12 protein-coding genes and 2 pseudogenes are annotated in these 18,503 nt (G+C 49.6%); 8 read left to right on the top strand and 6 right to left on the bottom strand.

Features of this window, described 5'->3' with window-relative positions; all coding sequences use genetic code 11:
* Nucleotides 1–760 precede the first annotated feature (760 nt).
* Entirely contained in the window at nt 761–2,119 is a 1,359-nt protein-coding gene (locus KHS78_RS21745; protein WP_211831115.1) for a DEAD/DEAH box helicase, read from the top strand.
* Between the two features lie 51 nt (nt 2,120–2,170).
* On the opposite strand, the gene KHS78_RS21740 is transcribed toward KHS78_RS21745, so the two are convergent.
* The gene (locus KHS78_RS21740; protein WP_211831114.1) at nt 2,171–3,262 is read right to left on the bottom strand and encodes a hypothetical protein; all 1,092 of its coding nucleotides are present in this window, start codon (nt 3,260–3,262) and stop codon (nt 2,171–2,173) included.
* An 859-nt stretch (nt 3,263–4,121) separates the two neighbouring features.
* Between KHS78_RS21740 and KHS78_RS21735 the strand changes: the two genes are divergently transcribed.
* The 5 genes from KHS78_RS21735 (at nt 4,122) to KHS78_RS21715 (ending at nt 10,003) form a co-directional block, all read left to right on the top strand.
* Nucleotides 4,122–4,361 (top strand): DUF1656 domain-containing protein, encoded by a 240-nt coding sequence (locus KHS78_RS21735; RefSeq protein ID WP_211831113.1) that lies wholly within the window; start codon nt 4,122–4,124, stop codon nt 4,359–4,361.
* A 9-nt stretch (nt 4,362–4,370) separates the two neighbouring features.
* The gene (locus tag KHS78_RS21730) at nt 4,371–5,249 is read left to right on the top strand and encodes an efflux RND transporter periplasmic adaptor subunit (RefSeq protein ID WP_211831112.1); all 879 of its coding nucleotides are present in this window, start codon (nt 4,371–4,373) and stop codon (nt 5,247–5,249) included.
* Between the two features lie 8 nt (nt 5,250–5,257).
* Complete coding sequence (locus tag KHS78_RS21725) at nt 5,258–7,381, top strand: FUSC family protein (protein ID WP_211831111.1); 2,124 nt, start codon at nt 5,258–5,260, stop codon at nt 7,379–7,381.
* Nucleotides 7,382–7,451: 70 nt separating this feature from the next.
* A complete protein-coding gene (locus KHS78_RS21720; protein ID WP_211831110.1) occupies nt 7,452–7,853 on the top strand; it encodes a globin in 402 nt (133 codons plus the stop codon).
* Between the two features lie 233 nt (nt 7,854–8,086).
* A complete protein-coding gene (locus KHS78_RS21715) occupies nt 8,087–10,003 on the top strand; it encodes a BCCT family transporter (RefSeq protein WP_211831109.1) in 1,917 nt (638 codons plus the stop codon).
* A gap of 383 nt (nt 10,004–10,386) precedes the next feature.
* Here KHS78_RS21715 and KHS78_RS21710 read toward each other — a convergent pair whose 3' ends face one another.
* A complete protein-coding gene (locus tag KHS78_RS21710; protein WP_211831108.1) occupies nt 10,387–12,984 on the bottom strand; it encodes a PP2C family serine/threonine-protein phosphatase in 2,598 nt (865 codons plus the stop codon).
* Between the two features lie 452 nt (nt 12,985–13,436).
* On the opposite strand from KHS78_RS21710, the pseudogene KHS78_RS21705 reads away from it, so the two are divergent.
* Nucleotides 13,437–14,395, top strand: a pseudogene (locus KHS78_RS21705) (IS5 family transposase).
* A gap of 191 nt (nt 14,396–14,586) precedes the next feature.
* On the opposite strand, the gene KHS78_RS21700 reads toward KHS78_RS21705, so the two are convergent.
* Both KHS78_RS21700 and KHS78_RS21695 read right to left on the bottom strand, forming a co-directional pair.
* Nucleotides 14,587–15,123: a GNAT family N-acetyltransferase gene (locus KHS78_RS21700; protein ID WP_211831107.1), complete on the bottom strand. Its 537-nt coding sequence runs from the start codon at nt 15,121–15,123 to the stop codon at nt 14,587–14,589.
* A 144-nt stretch (nt 15,124–15,267) separates the two neighbouring features.
* Entirely contained in the window at nt 15,268–17,241 is a 1,974-nt protein-coding gene (locus KHS78_RS21695) for a heparin lyase I family protein (RefSeq protein WP_211831106.1), read from the bottom strand.
* Nucleotides 17,242–17,668: 427 nt separating this feature from the next.
* Between KHS78_RS21695 and KHS78_RS21690 the strand changes: the two genes are divergently transcribed.
* Nucleotides 17,669–18,043: a cupin domain-containing protein gene (locus tag KHS78_RS21690; protein ID WP_211831105.1), complete on the top strand. Its 375-nt coding sequence runs from the start codon at nt 17,669–17,671 to the stop codon at nt 18,041–18,043.
* Here KHS78_RS21690 and KHS78_RS21685 read toward each other — a convergent pair whose 3' ends face one another.
* Entirely contained in the window at nt 18,044–18,388 is a 345-nt protein-coding gene (locus tag KHS78_RS21685; RefSeq protein ID WP_211831104.1) for an opioid growth factor receptor-related protein, read from the bottom strand. It lies immediately after the preceding gene.
* Nucleotides 18,382–18,503: pseudogene (locus KHS78_RS21680) on the bottom strand (IS1595 family transposase); the annotation flags it as partial. The gene KHS78_RS21685 and the pseudogene KHS78_RS21680, both read right to left, overlap by 7 nt.

Raw genomic sequence — 18,503 nt, 5'->3', positions numbered from 1 at the left:
TGACTTGGCAATGCCAATGATTATTAGCAAAGGAATGAAATATGCCAATGTAGACATGACACTATTGATGATTGGTGAGAAATCCAACTTCTTTTACTCCGATTTCAATTTATGTGTGGCACTTAACAGAGGTTTATACGAACCGAGTTCGCATAACATGTTATCTATATATTAACTGTCTTTTATAAAAATTATGGTATATCAAAGAGATATCCCGAAATACCATCTCTTGATCATTTATCATCTGGTTCGCATTTCACGATTTTTTATCAAGTTCGCATAAAACAGGGGTAAGTCACTAAAAGTCTTAAAAAATCACATAAATCAATCGGTTATGTGTATTGATGAAAATCTGCATAGGCGAACTCAAATTGATGATCTGGTCGTGATCTATGTGTTGCTTCACTCGTAAAACAGCCTGAAAAAGCAGTTGAGCAGGCCATTCACAAACGTAAGACACGCTACCGCCCGGAGATTCTGGAAGCCTTAAAGGCAACCACAGCAGGGTTCTCGGTAGCTGTATAGTAACTTTGTCGTATATGGCGAACGATATAAGCACAATTTTTTTCGTTCGGCTATGGCACTAAAGTCACATAACCTGTTCTGAGAGGCGTTATTTGTGCTTTCTTACAGTTGAAACAGCTTTCTAAGGCAGGGCTTGTTTTGACACCGGTACGAAGGCGTAACGTGATTAGTCATGGTTGTTTTTCAACCGCTCTGGTAGAGTGCGCGTCGATTTATATTGCTGAGGCATAGTCTCTTGTTTTCTGACTTCTCACTTGACCAGCGCCTGCTGAAAGCGCTGGAAGCTGCTGGCTGGGAACAGCCTACCGATGTCCAGACCCGTACCATCCCGGTCGCATTGACGGGCAAGGACCTGATGGTCAGTGCCGAGACCGGCAGCGGCAAGACCGGCGCATTCCTGCTGCCCATGCTCAACCGCCTGCTGACCCCGGCGCCGAACACTGGTACCCGCGCCTTGATCCTGCTGCCGACCCGCGAGCTGGCCCGCCAGGTGTTCAATCAATGCGAGCTGCTGGCAACCGGCACCGGCATCAAGGCCGGGCTGATCACCGGCGGTGATGATTTCAAATACCAGGCCAGCCTGTTCCGCAAGAACCCGGAGATCATCGTTTCTACGCCCGGGCGTCTTGTGGATCATGTGAAGCGTGGTACGACGGATTTCCGTGATCTGGAAGTGCTGGTGCTGGATGAAGCCGACCGAATGCTGGATATGGGCTTCAGTGAGGATGTACTGAAAATCGCCGCGGAATGCACCTTTGCCGCGCGCCAGACCCTGCTCTTTTCCGCCACGCTGCAAAAGACTGGGCTGAAACGGATTGTCACTGATGTCCTGCGTGAACCGGAATCCATTCTCGTCAACCCTGAGCGAGAGCAGCACGGGAATATCCGCCAGCAGATGATTCTGGTGGATGACCTCACCTTCAAGGAAAAGTTGCTGGTCAAGCTGCTGGAAACCGAGACCTTTGACAAGGCGTTGGTGTTTACCAAGACACGCGTCCAGGCGGCCAAACTGGAAGGATTTCTGCGTTACAACAAGCTGCGCGCTGGGGTTCTGCACGGGGAAATTTCCCAGGAAGAACGTAACCGGGCGATGGAACTCTTGCGTAATGGCCGCATCAATGTGCTGGTAGCGACCGACCTGGCGGCCCGCGGGCTGGATGTGCAGGGTATCGACCTGGTGGTCAACTTCGACGTGGCCCGTCGTGGTGATGACCATGTGCACCGGATTGGCCGTACCGGTCGTGCCGGACAGCAGGGCCTGGCGGTCACCTTTGTCAGTGCACTGGAATGGAACCTGATGGCGAGTATTGAGCGCTATCTCAACATCCGCTTTGAACGCCGCAAGATCGCCGGTATGGAAGCCAGCTACAAAGGGCCTAAGAAAGTGAAGGCTTCCGGTAAGGCGGCCAGTCGGAAGAAGAAAAAGCCGGCAGACAAGAAAGCCGCGGCGGAAAAAGGCAAGCAGCGCCTGCGCGATAAAAAGGCCACCGGGCAGCGACGCAAGACGCCTGCAGGCGGAGCCACCACAGGGCAGGGCAAGGATACTGGTTTCGAGCCGCCCCGGATCAAGAAGAAGCCAGTAACAGCAGAATAAACAACGGATTTATCAGGCCATGGAAGGCGTTCTTTTAGGGAGATATGATGATCACTCTTTATCCCAGAACCTTGAGAGGCGTAGCTTGTTCTGTTCAAACGGTGTTTTGGCTAACATAGCCAGCACTGTATTGGCTTCATTCAATAGTTTCGTTTGAATAAGTGATACCTTTATAGGATTAACTAAAAACGAGCGCTTATGCTCAGTATATTTAATTGCAGCTAACATGTGTAATGAAGGTATGTATCTTGAGTGTTTTAATAGATAAATAAATAATGTATGAAAAACTCGCCAGTCTTTATCAATGATGCTGATAAATATTGGAGAGTGGTTTTCTCTGTTTCGGTTGATGATTAATTGTCCAAAAAGAGATTTGTTACTGCATTTGCGGTAGATGCTGGTAATGCATTCACTACTTAATTGCTTTAGGAAATGCAAAAAGTTATTGTTGTCGCTTGTATCTAAAAAACATTCGTCTGGAATGGTTTTTATTCTGTCAATAAACAGTTTTATTTCAAGTTTATCCTTTCTGAATCCGTGATAGCTAAGGAGCATTGTCAGGAAGTTGAATCCTCCCGCTCCTTGGAGTTTTAGCATGGTCTCCTTTAAATTATCAGGACATGCATCGTATACAGCCTGTGCGAGATGGCACTTGTATTGTTGAATAGCACGTAGAAACAACGTTTGACTGAAATGCCCATAACCTTGAATATTGACATCTTCTGCGGATAAAAGAAAAATACCCTTGTCTGGGTGCCGTAAGAGTGAGCGTCTGTACACAATATAAGCATCATGTTTCTCTAAATCAGTACTTGCAGTATCCAATTCTATCTTGTCATAAAGTACAGAAAACATATCTTCTGTAGACACTCTGGGAGGTGTCAATAGTGGAATTTTTGGGTAGCTCGTTGTGTTGCAGTCCCATGCCGTAGATTTGTCAGGCTCACCCCATATTGCAGTACCCAACTGGGTGACTTGCCTGGTGCTAATTGCCCTGGACGGTGATTTTACAGAATGATAGATAATCAATGTGCACTGACACGTGCTGATGTTCCATTTTGGAATATGAGCATGTTCGAATGTAATAGAGCATGCGCTCGAGTGCTGATTGCGCTTAATAGGTGTTGTGCCAGATACTGCCATTTTTATTTGTCATGCTGTTTGTTTCTATAGGGTAAACGAATTTTTTCTTTCAGTGTTTCATGTTGCTGCCATTTAGTATTTAACAGTTTTTGTTGTTGTTTTCACTGACTTTTTGGTTTGTATGTATAAAGATTTGTTTTCCTGATGTTGAATAAAAATATTGCGCTATTCCGATGTGGGTGGTTTTGACTGAATCTGCCATAGGGAATGTAAATTCTCAGTTTTTGAGTGGGTTTAGTATGATTGATGCTCTGTTTATAGAGGTTGATCAGATATCTTTCAATGATATAGAACAATTCGTTTTTATATAGAATAGTATTTTCTGTTTTTAATGCTTGTTTAGGTGCGGCTTACGAATTCACTTTCCTGAAAGTGACCCTGCTAGTTATTTTCTATGGACTACCGCACCCTCCGCTCTTTTGGTTGGTGTTACCGTATCCGGCGACGTTCGCGCTGTCACTGAACGGTTCTGTATGGCGCCATATACTACCGGCCGGCAGATAATGCGGTTACTAGAAACCCTGGTCATTGAAAATATCCGGCGGGGGCTGCATCGCATGGTGGGGTCGGCAGCCTTTACAGCGCTGGTGATGTAAGGTTGAACCGGTTGGCTCTATATTGTGCAGGAAGAATGTGGAACCAACCTGTTGGGGGCCCTATCAGGGCTTCTTGTTCATGAAATGTAACCGTCTCTGTTGAGGTGAAATGGAAGGGTCTGTCATGGCACCTGTAATACTCGGGCAATTACGTACGGATTGTTGCGTCAGGCAGGCATATAGTCATTCTGTGTTGTCGATTATGCCCTTTTCATGAGGCAGTCAGTCTGAGGATTGCTTATTCAGTGCTCAGTATGACTGACATGCCGTTTCTTCTTCTCACTGGTTCTGTTTTCCCTATGCCTGATCTCGTCATTGGCGGCCTGAGTCTGCCGCATTTCATCAGTACCCTGTGTTTTTCGTTGTTTGCCTGGATGATCATTCGGCGTATCGCTGGCCGGCTCGGTCTTTATGAGTGGGTATGGCACCCGGGCCTGTTCAATCTGGCCGTCTATTTTATTCTTGTCATGGGTGTCGCCATCTTCCAGCAATCCACGTTTTAGGTTGTCTTCATGCCGTTCTCGCCGACAGCAAAAAAGCTGTTTTCCGTTCTGGTGACATTGGTTTTTGTTGCCATCGCCGTTTATGCCATTCACTGGTTATTTGTGTATTACACCGAAAGCCCCTGGACCCGTGACGGGCGTATCCGTGCGGATGTCTACCAGGTAGCACCGGATGTGACCGGCCGTATTGTGGCGATGGCGGTGTCGGATAACCAGAAAGTCAGCAAGGGCGACCTGTTGTTTGCGATTGATCCGGCATCCTATGAAGTGGCGCTGGCACGGGCGGAAGCGGATGCCAGCAGTGCGAAGGCAGACCTGGCGGAAAAGCGCCTCGAGGCCGAGCGGCGACGCAAGCTGGGGCCAGACATGATCAGCAAGGAAGAGCGGGATAAAAGCGAACTGACCCTCAAGGCGGGCGAAGCTCAGTATCGGGCCGCTGAATCGGTGGTCAACAAGGCGCGTCTGGATCTGGCGCGTACCCGTATCTATGCCCCGGGCAATGGCTATATCACCAACCGGACGCGGACAGAAGGGGATTTTGCGACCGCCGGGCAGCCGGTGCTGTCACTGGTCGACAGCGACAGCTTTTATGTTTACGGGTATTTCCTGGAAACCAAATTACCGCAGGTGCAGGTTGGTGCCCCGGCGCGTATTACGTTGCTGAGCGATGATACCGTTCACCTGCAGGGCGAAGTGGTTAGCATTGCCCGGGGCATCACCGATTACAGCACACCAGGCGGAGATAACAGTGTCGGCCTGCTTCAGGTGAATCCCACCTTTGACTGGGTGCGGCTGGCCATGCGGATCCCGGTGAGGATTCACTTGACCGATATCCCGGCAGGGCTGGTGCTGGCCAATGGCATGACCTGCACCATTGTGCTGGAGTGAGCTGTCACATGGTGCTGAAAGGAAAACTGGACTGGTTGCTGCAGGCGCCGGTGGAGAACTGGATTCGGGTGCTGCAGATTGTCCTCGGCATGGGGCTGATTGAGTGGTTCAGTTTCCGGTTTAATCTGGCCAGCCCCGGTACGGCGCTGGTGGCCTGTATCATTGTTGCCCAGCCACTGGTGGGGATGATCTACGCCAAGGCGGCCAACCGGGTATTGGGGACGCTCTTCGGTTGTCTTTTTTCACTGTTCCTGCTGATGGCGTTTGGTCAGGCCCCCATCGTATTTTTCGGCCTGCTTGTGCTGTGGGTCTGTGTCATGACCTGGCTGGGAAACCGCATCTGGCGGCCTCTGGAGTATATGACCCGCCTGTCAGGGTATACGGTCGCGATGGTGGCGGTGGCGGCGCTGGCTGCACCGGATAATGGCTTCATACTGGCGGTACACCGCATGACGGACACCCTGGTGGGGGTGCTGGTTATGACAGTGATCAGCACGGTGGTCGTCCCCCTGTCTGCCCGGGAGCTACTGCGTCGTAAGGCCTGGCAAAGCGTGAACGATGTCCTGGCGTTTCTGCGCCAGGTGGTGGGTGGGTTGGTCGTCACTGATATTGCGACCTACCGTAAGGCGCATGTGCAGTGTATCAGCGGGAGTTTTGATCTGGAGCGGATGCGTCTGGATGCCAGTCTGGAAAATCTTTCCCGGGGGCATGTCTTCCAGCATGCCACGGCACTGGTGCAGAACCTGTTACGTACGGTGTCCCGGTTGCATGTGATGGCGCATCAGCTGGCTCATCTGGATCAGGCCAACACGGCGATTCCGATCAAGTCTGAATTGATGCTCTCGCTCCAGTACTGTGTTGAGCAACTGGAGACGCTGGATAACACCTCGCCGGATCAGCTGGAGGCAACACTGGCGCCGCTGTTGACGCAGCAGCTGGAACACCTGGCGCTCCTTGAAACGCAGCTCGGTGATCTGCTGGCGGATACGGATACACCGGATGCCGTGCTATGGCGTATCACGTTGGCGCTGTACCTGGCCATTGGCAGCCTGGAATCATTACAGAGTTCCCTGCGCCATATGCAACAGTTGCACCGTGAACGCCCGGACCTGACGGTGGAGAATGAAAAGCCCCGCCTTGCTTTCCATGTGTTCCACCGGTTGAGCCTGTTACGCGCCCTGCGGCCTGCGGTGGCTATCGGGTCGGGTCTCCTGATCTGGTACTGGACTGCCTGGCCGCAGGGAGCCAAGCTCATGATGATGCCGATTGTCATGCCCACCCTGTTTGCAGCGCATCCGTTTCCTGCACAGTTATTCCGCCAGAGCATTGCCGGCATCGTCCTTGGTATCGGGCTTGGCTACCTGATGCTGTTCCATGTGATGCCGTTGATTGATGGGTTTCCCCTGTTCTTTCTGGCGCAGGTCCCGGTGATAGTGATCGCCGGATTACTGATCTGTAACCGTGCCACCCTGGGGCTTGGTATGGTGTTATTGATCAACTTTTTCTTGGCGGTGCAACCGGTGAATATGGCGGTCTATGATTTCCCGGCCTTTGTTAACCAGGCGCTGGCGACACTGACTGGTTCGATACTGGGTTGTCTGTCCCTGGTACTGGTATTTCCGGAAAGTCCTCGACGCATTGTGCGCAGTATCCATCGCCAGATGCTGGAGGAGCTGGCAGGAATTTGTGAGAACAAAGCCAGCCTGGAGGAACAATGGCGATTCGAATCCCGGATGTATGACCGTCTGAACCAGGTGCAGCAGTGGATTCATGTGACTCCTCGGGGGCTGAATGATGCCAAGTTGGTGATCCAGGTCTTTTACCTGGGGGAGCTGCTCTATCGCTTTCGTCAGCGGCAACACGTGCTGCCAGCCCCTCTGCAACGGGACGTCAGTGGTTTTCTGGCCAGCCTTGCGCCAGGTTTCAGGCAGTGGGCGAAAGGGCAGGGGCGGGAAGGGATGGCCGGCCAGTTACGCCTTGCAAAGCAACAAATGCTGGGCTTGCTGGAGGATTTTCGGGCGCTGTATCCGTTCATGGCCGGTGAAAACCGCCTCTGCCTGCTCCGTACCACCGCGCAGCTGGAATTGATTCCAGGCTTGCTGGAGCGGATGGCCAGTTATGATGAGCACTGATCTATTTAGATGATTAAAGGCGCTGTAGTGGCCTAAAGTAATAGTAGGGACGAACAGGGAGGTCGTATGGATGGGTGCGCTCACAGACGCAGATATTGTTTTTCAGAGCTATGGCCGTTGTAATTACAGTGCATCGTTTTATGAAGATTTTTATAAGACGTTCATAGAGAAGTCGCCGGCAATAAGCGACAAGTTCCGCGATACCAACATGGAGCGCCAGCAGCTGATGCTGCGTGGGGGGATTAAATGGTTGCTCACGTATGCCCTGGGCATGCCGGACACCAAGCTTCAGGAGTTGGGAAAAAGCCACAGCCGTGGCGGCCTGAATATCCTGCCAGAGTGGTATGACCTCTGGGTTGAGGCGCTGATGGAAACGGTCGCCAAGCATGATTCCCAGTATACCTCTGAGTTGGGGGATCAATGGCGCGGGGTGCTGCAGCCAGGTATTGAGTTGATCAAATCGCAATACTGATACGGTGTAACGGCAGAGCACCAAGCTCAGAAAGCAAAACCGCCTGACTGGCGGTTTTGTTATTTTTATCAGGCCGTTTTCTCTTTTTTCCAGCCAGCAAAGCCCGTCCTTCTGGTCACTCCTGCATGGGTGATTTTTTTTCTGGTAAGCATAAAAAGATTGGTTTGTGGTATGGGGTACATACGTACAGAATCGTCGGGTTTTTCTAATGATTCTGCGGGTATGGAGACGGTATGTTACCGGCCAATGCATTCAAACTGATTGATAAGACAACCTTCCTGGGGGCACTGGGAATGTTGTTGTCTGTAGTGATTCCCCTGGCGATCTGGCCTGAACAGGGGGCGCACTGGATTGCCGGCGCAAAAGCCGTGATGACCGACCAGTTCGGTTTCCTGTATCTTGCCCTGGGCATGGCCGCCATGCTGTTCATGGTATACATCGTCTTCAGTGACATTGGCCAGATCAAGCTGGGCGATGCCGATGAAAAGCCCGAGTTCAGCACGGCGTCCTGGGCAGCGATGCTGTTCTGTGGCGGTATCGGCGCCAGTATCCTCTACTGGGGCACCATTGAGTGGGCCTACTATTACCAGAATCCGCCGTTCCAGCTGGAGCCGGGCAGCGAGGAAGCCATCCGCTGGGCGGCGACCTATGGCATTTTCCACTGGGGACCGATTGCCTGGGCGATCTACCTGATTCCCGCGCTGCCTATCGCGTACTTCTTTTATGTGCGCAAGCAACCGGTGTTGAAAGTCTCCAGTGCCTTGATGCCGGTGATTGGTGAAGCACGCAGCCAGGGTTGGCTCGGCAAGGTTGTCGATATCCTGTTTATCTTTGGTCTGCTGGGGGGCGGTGCTACCACTCTGGGACTCGCCGCGCCTCTGATCAATGAAGGGGTGAATCACCTGTTCGGCGTTCCCAAGACCACGGAATCCCAGATTGCGGTATTGATGGTCTGTACGGCGCTGTTTGCTTATTCTGCCTACGCCGGTCTGGAGAAAGGGATCAAGCTGCTCAGTAACATCAACTTCTGGGGCGCCATCGGATTGCTGGCATTCATCCTGGTGGCGGGACCGACCATCTTCATGCTGGAAACCGGGCTGGACTCCCTCGGGCGGATGATGACCAACTTCTTTGTCATGGCCACCTGGGCGGAACCGTTTGGCGGCTACGGCACGTTTGAGAATACCCACTTCCCCCAGGACTGGACCATTTTCTATTGGGCGTGGTGGCTGGTGTTTGCGCCCAGCATGGGACTGTTCGTGGCCCGTATCTCCCGTGGTCGGACCATCAAGCAGATGGTGACAGGCTCCATTTTCTTTGGCTCCATGGGCTGTTTCCTGTTCTTCATGATACTCGGTAACTACGGCCTGTCACTGCAGCTCTCGGGTGCGGTGGATGTGGTTGGCATCCTGAATGAAGAAGGTGCCACCAAGGCGATCTTCTCCATACTGGCGGAGCTGCCATTCAGCACATTGGTGATTGCGGTCTTTACCCTGTTGTGCCTGATCTTTACCGCCACCTCCTTTGACTCGATCTCCTACATTCTGGCATCGGTCGTACAGAATAATGTGACGGAAGAACCCATGCGCTGGAATCGCTTGTTCTGGGCATTCGCCATGTCGTTCCTGCCGACCGTGCTGCTGTTTATGGGCGGACTGTCCACCCTGCAGACAGCCGCCATTGTCGGAGGCCTGCCGCTGCTGGTGATTGCGGTGATGCTGATGGTGTCGGCAGTCAAGGCGGCTACGCTGGACCTGATGCACCAGGAAGGGTATGAAGACCCGGTCATCAATATCGAGGAACTGCCGGATGTGGACCCCTGGTCAAAAGAGGGGATGGCGCTGGCGACCTTTGAACAGCTGAAGGATGAAGCCGTGGACGCGGCCGAAGCCGAACGCCTGGCATTGAACGCGATCTGGAAGCTGAAGCGTCAGATCCGTCAGGAAGCCCTTTCCCGCGGTAACTCCGGGCTGGAGCTGGGGGAGGCACCGGAAGAGATGGTCATTGAACTGCGTCGGTTAACCGATGAAGCCATGCAGGCGAAGGATCGAAAACTGGCGGCCTCGGCAGCGGCCCAGCAGGCGCGTATTGCTTTTAATGAGTTGTTCCGGGCACGGAAGCCAGCTGAGGCGGAAGCTGTTACGGCTTAAGTTGTTGTAATAGCCAGAGATAAAATTACCCGGATTATTGCTCAATAATCCGGGTATTTGCATGTCATGACAGCCTTTCTTTGGCTGGTATGGCAGTGATCGATCTGTTGAATAAATACGAACTATTGGGAAAATAATGAGCTGTAGAGAATGAATCCTGAGAGCTTAAAACTTGCAAATCAAAGATTACTATTGTTGATGGAAAAGACCAATAAACGACCGGAAAACGCTGATACCTTAATGGCAGGTGGAATCAGGGCCATAAACGATAGCATAATAAAAATGTAGCGATTAAAATAATGATTTGCTTGGAAGGTGAACTGCAGAAAATATCAATTTTCGATTGATTATGGGCGAAAAGACTTGAGTCAATGGTCCATGGATTACATTCCCTTTATGGGTAACAATGTTATGGCCGCGGATAAATTGTCTTTTGAACGGGCCATGAATGTTTTCATTACTAGATTTACAACAATGTATAGTGCAAGTTGATTGATCGCTACCAGGCTGTTCAAGTGACGGAGGACTTCAATGCCTAGGTCATAGGTGGTCGCTACATCAGTTAAACCATCGCAGACTTGCAACAGACAGCCGGTAATACCTTCCAGAGGTTGTTGAGTGATTTTGACGCGGGAAGGTAGCGCACCATCGAGATAATGATCTGCAAGTGACCTGCCGGGTGCGAGTATACCGTTAACTCTTGCGTTTTCTTCGAAACCTCCTCGCTTGTAAATGGAATCGGCGAAGATATCTATATCAGGTTTGGCATCCTCGCTGAGTTGTGTGATTTTACATGACTTCTCCAGTTGTGTGATTTTACCTGAACTCTCTACCAAGATGGTGCGGGAATCTCCCAGATTGGCAATCCAGGCTGTATTTTTAAGAAAGAGAATGATATTAGCGGTGGCGCCATCTTTATTACTGTCATAAGTACGGCTGAATTCGACGGGTGCGATTTTCATGCTGTTCAAGATTCCCTCATCACTGAGCTCTTTCTGGTTAAAGAAACTCAGCCATTTTGAGAGGATCGGAATCATTCTTTTAGCTGCCTCGGTTGAGCACTTCTTCCCCCGGTGGCCGTCATAAATGCAGACAGCGCTCGCTGTGTATGTTTTACCGGCAGCATGGAAAGTAAAACGTTCGGTGCTGTGGGCATCTTCCATCTTATCTCTTCGTCCAATGGAGTGCGCGATTGCCACATTGGGAAGTTGTTGTGACACTTCATAATCTAGCGTGATTACTTTTCCTTTTATTTTATCCAGTGTAAAGGAGCCTTTTCCGTTCTCTGATAAAGGCAGTTTCTTTTTGCAATCGGCAAAGTACGATATGGGTTCGTTTGTTTTGGGCTTCTCATTCAATTGCTGTTGATAGGCTCTCTGCCTTGCCGTCTCCAGTTTTTTTGCAATTTTTCCCGCAGGTATTAAGCGATATTCCAGTTCTTCAATTTCAAGACTATCTACCCCGTGTGAGTGGTAACTTTTTGGTTTTCGAAGCTGGGCGGGTAGAACACAGCGATGAGGATAATAGGAAGAGACTTCTACGGTGAGCCATTGGAAATCCTCGGGCCTATCCGGTTGCTTAATAACGGGGTGTTGTTTACTTTTTCCGACTGTGGGGCACTCTTCCGTTGATGGTTGAGGTGAGGCTTGTCTGTATGCGTTAGTATCCAGACCAAGAGCCTGCAGAATTTGCTGTCCTATAGGGCTGGCATCATCATATTTAGGTTTTGATGAAAAGAGGTGGATATAGGTCGCGCAAATGCCATCATCTCGTATTGTCGGTTCTAAGGGCCTGTAACAGCAGGTGTTACCATCAATAGCCTGGCATAGCCTGGGCTGCTGCGGTTCATTGGTGAAGCACATGTCACAAGCAACATGACCGCATGCCGTTTTTTTGGGAGGGAATGCAGGATTTAGGCAATAAGCACATTGTGGTATGCGATCAAAAAGCTGCTTGTAGGTATGGATAGCTGTTCGCGTATCACGTTTTTTTGCTGGGTCTGGGAAGTTGTCTCCTCGCCTGAGTCGAAAATTACAGGCTTTACAAAACCTGTCAGCGATTGTTGCTTGTAGGCTGCAGGGTTCGCAGACACTGCAAGCACACACTCCTCGCTGAAAGGGAATGACCATAAAACCTTCATGTTGCACACAAAACGGCCATTCTTTTGATAAACTCGCAAGTAATTCTGTTTTTATTGCGGGAGATATCTCGCCAAGCTCCAGCGGGGTCTGGTTGTTTTTATTGGCTAATCCTAGGAGCGTTTTCATTTCGACAGCGCGATTCTCCGGACATCGCTGTAAGATGCCTATGATCGTAGCAACGCTGTCTTCCTGCCTGTTCTCTATTGCTGCATGTAAGGCTGTATCGCCTGTTTTACTATGAGTCTCAGTCAGAAGCGAAAGATCAAGGACGGGTTGAGTCAGGCCATTGATCAAACGCTGTACGTCGCCCTGAGCTGCAGCATCCACCAGTTGATCGACGTGTTGTTGCCTGCTATCCACGATGCTTTCCCCGGTAGATGAGGGCATGATGGGTGGTTCAGGTGGTTCGCCTTCACCGGAGCCGCTGTTATCGCTATGTTCTGTATTCTCACTTGAGGGGCTACTCGGTTGCTGCGATAATGCGATGCCTTCTGCCTGGCTTAGTGTGGACGTTGTGCTGGATATCGTGTTATTGGGGGTGTCAGCATGATTGATGATTCCCTTGACCCATGTATTGGCTGGGTTATGTTCGGATACCGTTATGTAAGGTTGGTCAGTAGCTGCGGTATGATTCTCTCCCGAAGGGGGAAGCAGGTTTCTGCTGGTGGTTTTATGGTCTGGAGAGTGATTGGTAACAACGGTATATCCTCCCAGTCCAGAACCTTTGGCAGGGGTGTTGTCTATTCTTGAACCAGAATAATCCTTAGTGGTTAAGATATCCGTCTTGACGTCCATGGTGTCACTAAATTGATAAAAATCCCATATTAAAAGAGTTTGCATCGTTTCATTGCATGAAGGCTATATTCTCATTTTTCCGGAGAGTTTGGTTGATTAAGAATGTAACGAAAGCCTTAGCGTTCTATGAGCAATCTTGAATACGTCTTAGACCTTGAAAATATGTTCAGGTTTCACATTATGTGCGAAAGGGTGTGACAATTTTTGTTATTAGATCTGACCTCAACGTTGCCTGAGTGTTTTATGCAGGCCGGTTGTAAAATGCCATATGCTTTCTTTGCCTTGTTTCTTATAATTCATTGGCTTAATTAACCATTAAATTGCTACATTGGTTGGATGGGGTTCGGGCAGAAACATTCTGCCACTGTGCGTTGGTATGAAAAAATGGGTAATGCCTTCAAGCATTTGTCTGGTAATATCTCAAGTCTGTTAGGGAACCTGCGATTAAGTCCCCAACAATAAGCTAATCTCCACTCAGCCTTTGCCGGAGATTAGCCATGGACCAACAGCTCAGCTTTTCTGACGCTGAATTCACTCAAAAGCGTCGCCAGACCCGCAAAGAAATGTTTCTTGCCCGTATGGATAAACTGATTCCCTGGCATCGTCTTGAGGCCATTTGAGCCTCATTATCCCAAGCCCGGTAATGGGCGTAGACCTTACCCGTTATCCACCATGCTCCGAATACACTGCCTTCAACAATGGTGCAGCCTCAGTGATCCGGCCATGGAAGATGCCCTTTATGAAATTGCGTCCATGCGATTATTTGCCGGATTATCTCTGGATAAAGCAATTCCTGATCGCACAACCATTATGAACTTTCGACACCTGCTGAAGGCTCACAATCTGGCTCGGGCTATTTTCACGGACGTAAACCAATGGCTGACAGAGTCTGGTATCGTTTTGAAAGAAGACTCTCTAGTCGATGCCACGATCATCGAAGCTCCAACATCCACAAAGAATCAGACGGGACAGCGAGATCCCCAAATGCACCAGACCAGAAAGGGTAACCAGTGGTATTTCGGTATGAAGGCCCATATAGGTGTCGATGCCCGTACAGGTTTGACCCATAGTCTGGCGACAACAGTCGCCAATGAACATGACCTTAATCAAGCCAGTAACTTGTTGCACGGTGATGAACAATTTGTCTTTGCCGAGAGGAGCCGAGAAGCGAAAAGAGCTCAATAAAGACGCTGTACAGTGGCATATAGCCGAACAACCAGGCAAGTTAAAGAGACTCAGGAAACACCCCCGAATCAATAAAGTCATTTTGAAAACGGAATACCTGAAAGCCAGCATCCGAGCCAAGGTGGAACATCCCTTCAGAATTATCAAATGCCAGTTTGGGTTTATCAAAGCTCGTTATCGGGGACTTCAGAAAAATGATGGCAAACTGGCGATGTTATTCGCTCTGGCAAACATGGTTAGACTGGATCAAATGATTCGGATACAGGGTTAATGTATCCGAAAGCCGGAAAATCGGCTTCAATGGCAAGAATCTGAGTAATTTTCAGGTTGGATAATAGTGAATTAATGACTTTTCATTCACTGTGTTTCTTTAACGTTACTTGCTCGCAGGTTCTCTAGTATCGCAGGCAACAATAGGGTAAGCAGTCGTTTCACGAGCAGAAGTTCCTGTTTGGAAAGGCATCAATATCCATGGGTATGCTTTTCACGAGGGTTCAAAATTTCATAATGCTCAACCGGTTCTTCCACGCCATTCTTGCAGATAGTCGCAGGTCTGTTGCTGATCCTGTGCATGCCGGCTTTTTGCATAACACGCCCGGATGCAGGGTTACGGAGGAGGTGGTGGCAGTAAATACGCTGCAACGATAATGTGCTGAAACCATAATGGATAACGGCTTGAGCCGCTTCGCTACAAAACCCTTTGCCCCAGTACGGTACGCCGATCCAGTATCCCAGCTCTGCCTCAATGGTGGTCAGATCAATCAGACTGATGGCGCCGATAACCATATCTTGCGCCTGCCGTTGGGTAATGGCATAGATAATCGCGCATTGCGCCTGCCAGACGGACTCATGGGTGCTGATCCAGGCTTCGGCAATGCCGTCCTGATACGGATGAGGGATATTCTGGGTGACATCAGCAATGCGGTGATCACCTGCCAATAACTGGACGTGCTTGGCATCGGCTTGTCGAAATGGCCGGAGTTGCAGGTGCTTAGTCATCAATATGGGCTGTTCTGGCATAGCGCTTTTCATCGTTTAGGGGGAACGCTTTGCTTTGTCCTGCTTAGCGTCCTGGGAAGTATCATTCTTAATCAGTTTGCCTGGTTTTTCCTTGTTCTGGGTTAATGAATGATTGTCGCGCGATTAACAGGCAGGACTGTGGAGTACTTGCAGTTCAGTTGCCTCTATCTCGATCGCACGCCGTGTGCGTGTGTGCAATGATTTTGGTGTTTGTGCTTTTATTTTTCTTATTGCGCACACTAGGCCGCTAATGGCAGATATGACTATGATATTCAGTATTACACTGCCAATGAACAGGTATTTATAGGCGTCGCTGCAATCATTAATGTCGGTGGCATTCATGCCGTACAGCGGTGTTGACATGACATCGGTAGTGAGCGACGTACTGTTATCATTTGATAGTGATCCTGTCGTGTTATTGAGCATTGTCACGGAAGTGGTATTCGTATTCACAACAGGCGTTGTTGTTATCGGTGACGCCATTGTTGATGGAAGGGTGTGATTGAGGGCTGTGACACTGGTATTCCTCAATGTTGCTGTGGCATTGAGTATTGGTGATGTTGTGGTTGGAGGCGTCGTTGTTGTCGAAGCTGTCGTATTGGGCATGGCGGTAGTCGTTGCAGTCGGGCCTGTTGGAGGTAACGGGTAGCAGGTGCCCAGTACGTTGATGGGGGGTAATGTGACAGCCAGCCGTGCATCAACATCACTGATAACATGACCTGTTTTTACATTTCTGAAATGCAGGTTGATGGGTTCTTCTGAATTGGTCCGGTAGATGCCGAATTTGTGGTACATGCCGCTGCCCCCACGTTCAGGCGCATCATTTCGGCCCAGAAATACGTTGGTGTTGGTTTGCATGTTGCCATTAATCCATAGTTGCACGTGACCCGGTGTTGGTAAGGTCGCATTGTAGCGGCTGGTCTTCAGTTCAAACGCAAGCCGATTCCAGCCTGTCAGGGATAGATCACGACCGAGTTTGCCAGCATAGACATAACTTAAGTCTTGTATATTGCCATGGCAGCATTTTGCCCTGTTCAGTGTGCCCAGGTTGACCCGGGCGTTACATCGCAGGCTTTTAGGGGTGTAGGCTGCGTATACGGAACGCACCTGGACAACAACATGGTAGTCACCACTGATCTCTTTTATCGATATTGTGAGCGTGGGGTAACCATCCTTCTCGACGGTTGCGCCACGAGCTATGAACTGTTCGTACAGGTCATGTGGAATATTCAGAGGCAATAAAAAAGGATGGGTACTGTTTGTAAACGTGTATGAAAAGTGATCCGGCATGCCATGAATCTGCACAAAGATTGCGGGAGCACTCACGAGGAACTTAACCTCCATGGCCATGGAAAAATGACTGCCATAGGTAATTTTCTGGCTGCAGTCATTGATAAACGTTCTTGAGACTGTTTTTAGTGCAAGCTGTTCAGGGGTTAACGGCGGATCGGTGTCTTTGATGAAGCAACCCTGAAGCTCTACCCGGCCTTTGCATTGGTCGCTATGGCCCGGGCTGGTGGGAGGGCATACCGCATGAGGTTTTTTGGGCAGGGTATTATCCCGATGACCCTCTATTTTGAACTTATAGACTGTCCCTTTGGTTAATGACGGACGTTCCTGTAAGCGGTCGTTCGGTTTGATACCAATACGAATATAGTTACCATCAGCGGTTGTTTCTGAGGCATTGAATCGATGCAGGTTGGGATCCCGCAGCACAGGAACAGATTGCCATCGCGGGGCCGCTGTCTGCCGTTTGTTACGTTCCAGCGGCACTTCATCACTGCTACTGGTTGATGCAACCGCGGTGTCAGGTATCTGGTCAGGCGCTTCATCATACTCAAGTGCCTCATTATCGAGTTCACCTGAGTCCTCATACTCAAAATTATCTTTGTCCAGCCAGGTAGGCAGCTCATCGTGCTCAAGCGCCCCATCATCGAATTCACCCGAGTCATCGTACTCAGTGTCATCATCGTTTAGCCAGGCTGGCTGAAAATGAAAAGTATCGAGACAGCGAGGCATTCCGGTGAAATGGTCGACGGGGTGATGATCCGCAGAGGGACTCGACACAGATAAGTCACGGGAATCTGTCTCAGACATTCCTGCTGCTGACCGGCTTAGAATCGCAAGAAGGCTGACGAGTGTCATTGGCCAGGCTCTAGTGAGATAAAAAGCAGGGTTTGGCACTTTCTTCATGCACCGCATGAAGAAAGTCCAGCCAGTTTGTGTGTTGCTCTCGGTTTGGTCTGACACCCTTAGTGATGATTCAGGCGTGGCAGGGGAGAATGCTGTATTAGCTTTATTGCACAAATAATTTTACCGATTGTTATCAATACTGTATTTCTTTTTATTATTGACACTGTTGTCGGGCTTTTTATTCAGAACGTGGTGCTGATTGTTGATTCAACTAACTAGACGGTTCACTGATACATCAATGCTTCGTTTATACGTGGTGAGATTGAATATTTTTGTCTATTTTCATTTTTCTATGATCAGTGAATGACTAAAAAGATAGGAATTAAACACAGTGTCAGCGATGAAAAAGCAGTTAGTGATAGTGACAGGGTTGATGTTGATGTTGGTGCTGGCAGGGTGTAGCAGTGAAACGCAGACACGTCGTACTGTACATTATGAAAACCCGGTATCCCGGGCGTGGGAAACGGTCATCATGCCGAATCAGCCATTGAAACTCCATCGCCATGATTACCCACGGGCTGTTGTTGTGCTGGAAGGAGGTGTTCTGACGTTGGTTAACGAGAACCATGAAAAAACCGGTGAGCTGGTGCTGGAAACGGGTAAGACCTACTGGCTCGAGGCTGATGCGCCTGGCAAATTGCACGGTGATATCAACGAAGGTCGCAGGCAGGTGAGAGTCGTGGTCGTAGAGTTCAGGTCTAAATAATTATGCGCTAACGTCAGGGGGAAGTTTGGCGGCAATATTCCAGGGTACTATTGGGGGCAGGCGCATTTCACGCCGTTTTTCCTGCATGAACTGACACAGTTTTTGTGCATAGTCTTGATAACCTACCGCTACGAGAAATTTAAGAACCCGTGATATACGAAGATGGTTGTGATCAGTGTTTTTCGTTCGCCACACCGTTGACTGTTGAATATTATCAATAGAAAACTGGCCTTGTGAAAAATCTAATTCAGCCGTATTCGCATCGGTTGATTCATGCCGGATACCCCAGAAAGGCAGCAGTGTGTGGACCAGCATATCCTCAATATATTTTTTCCTGATTACCACTGTGGCTCAGCCAGCTTGAGAAGCCTTGCTGGCATGGGGCAGGTTCGCGCAGCCATGTAACCCAGCCTTGATACCATCGCCTTCAAATCAAAGCGCCGGTTAAATCGATAACAGT

The sequence above is a fragment of the Kistimonas asteriae genome, from assembly GCF_018263925.1.
In the GTDB taxonomy this organism is placed as follows: Bacteria; Pseudomonadota; Gammaproteobacteria; order Pseudomonadales; family Endozoicomonadaceae; genus Kistimonas; species Kistimonas asteriae.
This window is presented reverse-complemented; position numbering and strand designations above follow the sequence as displayed.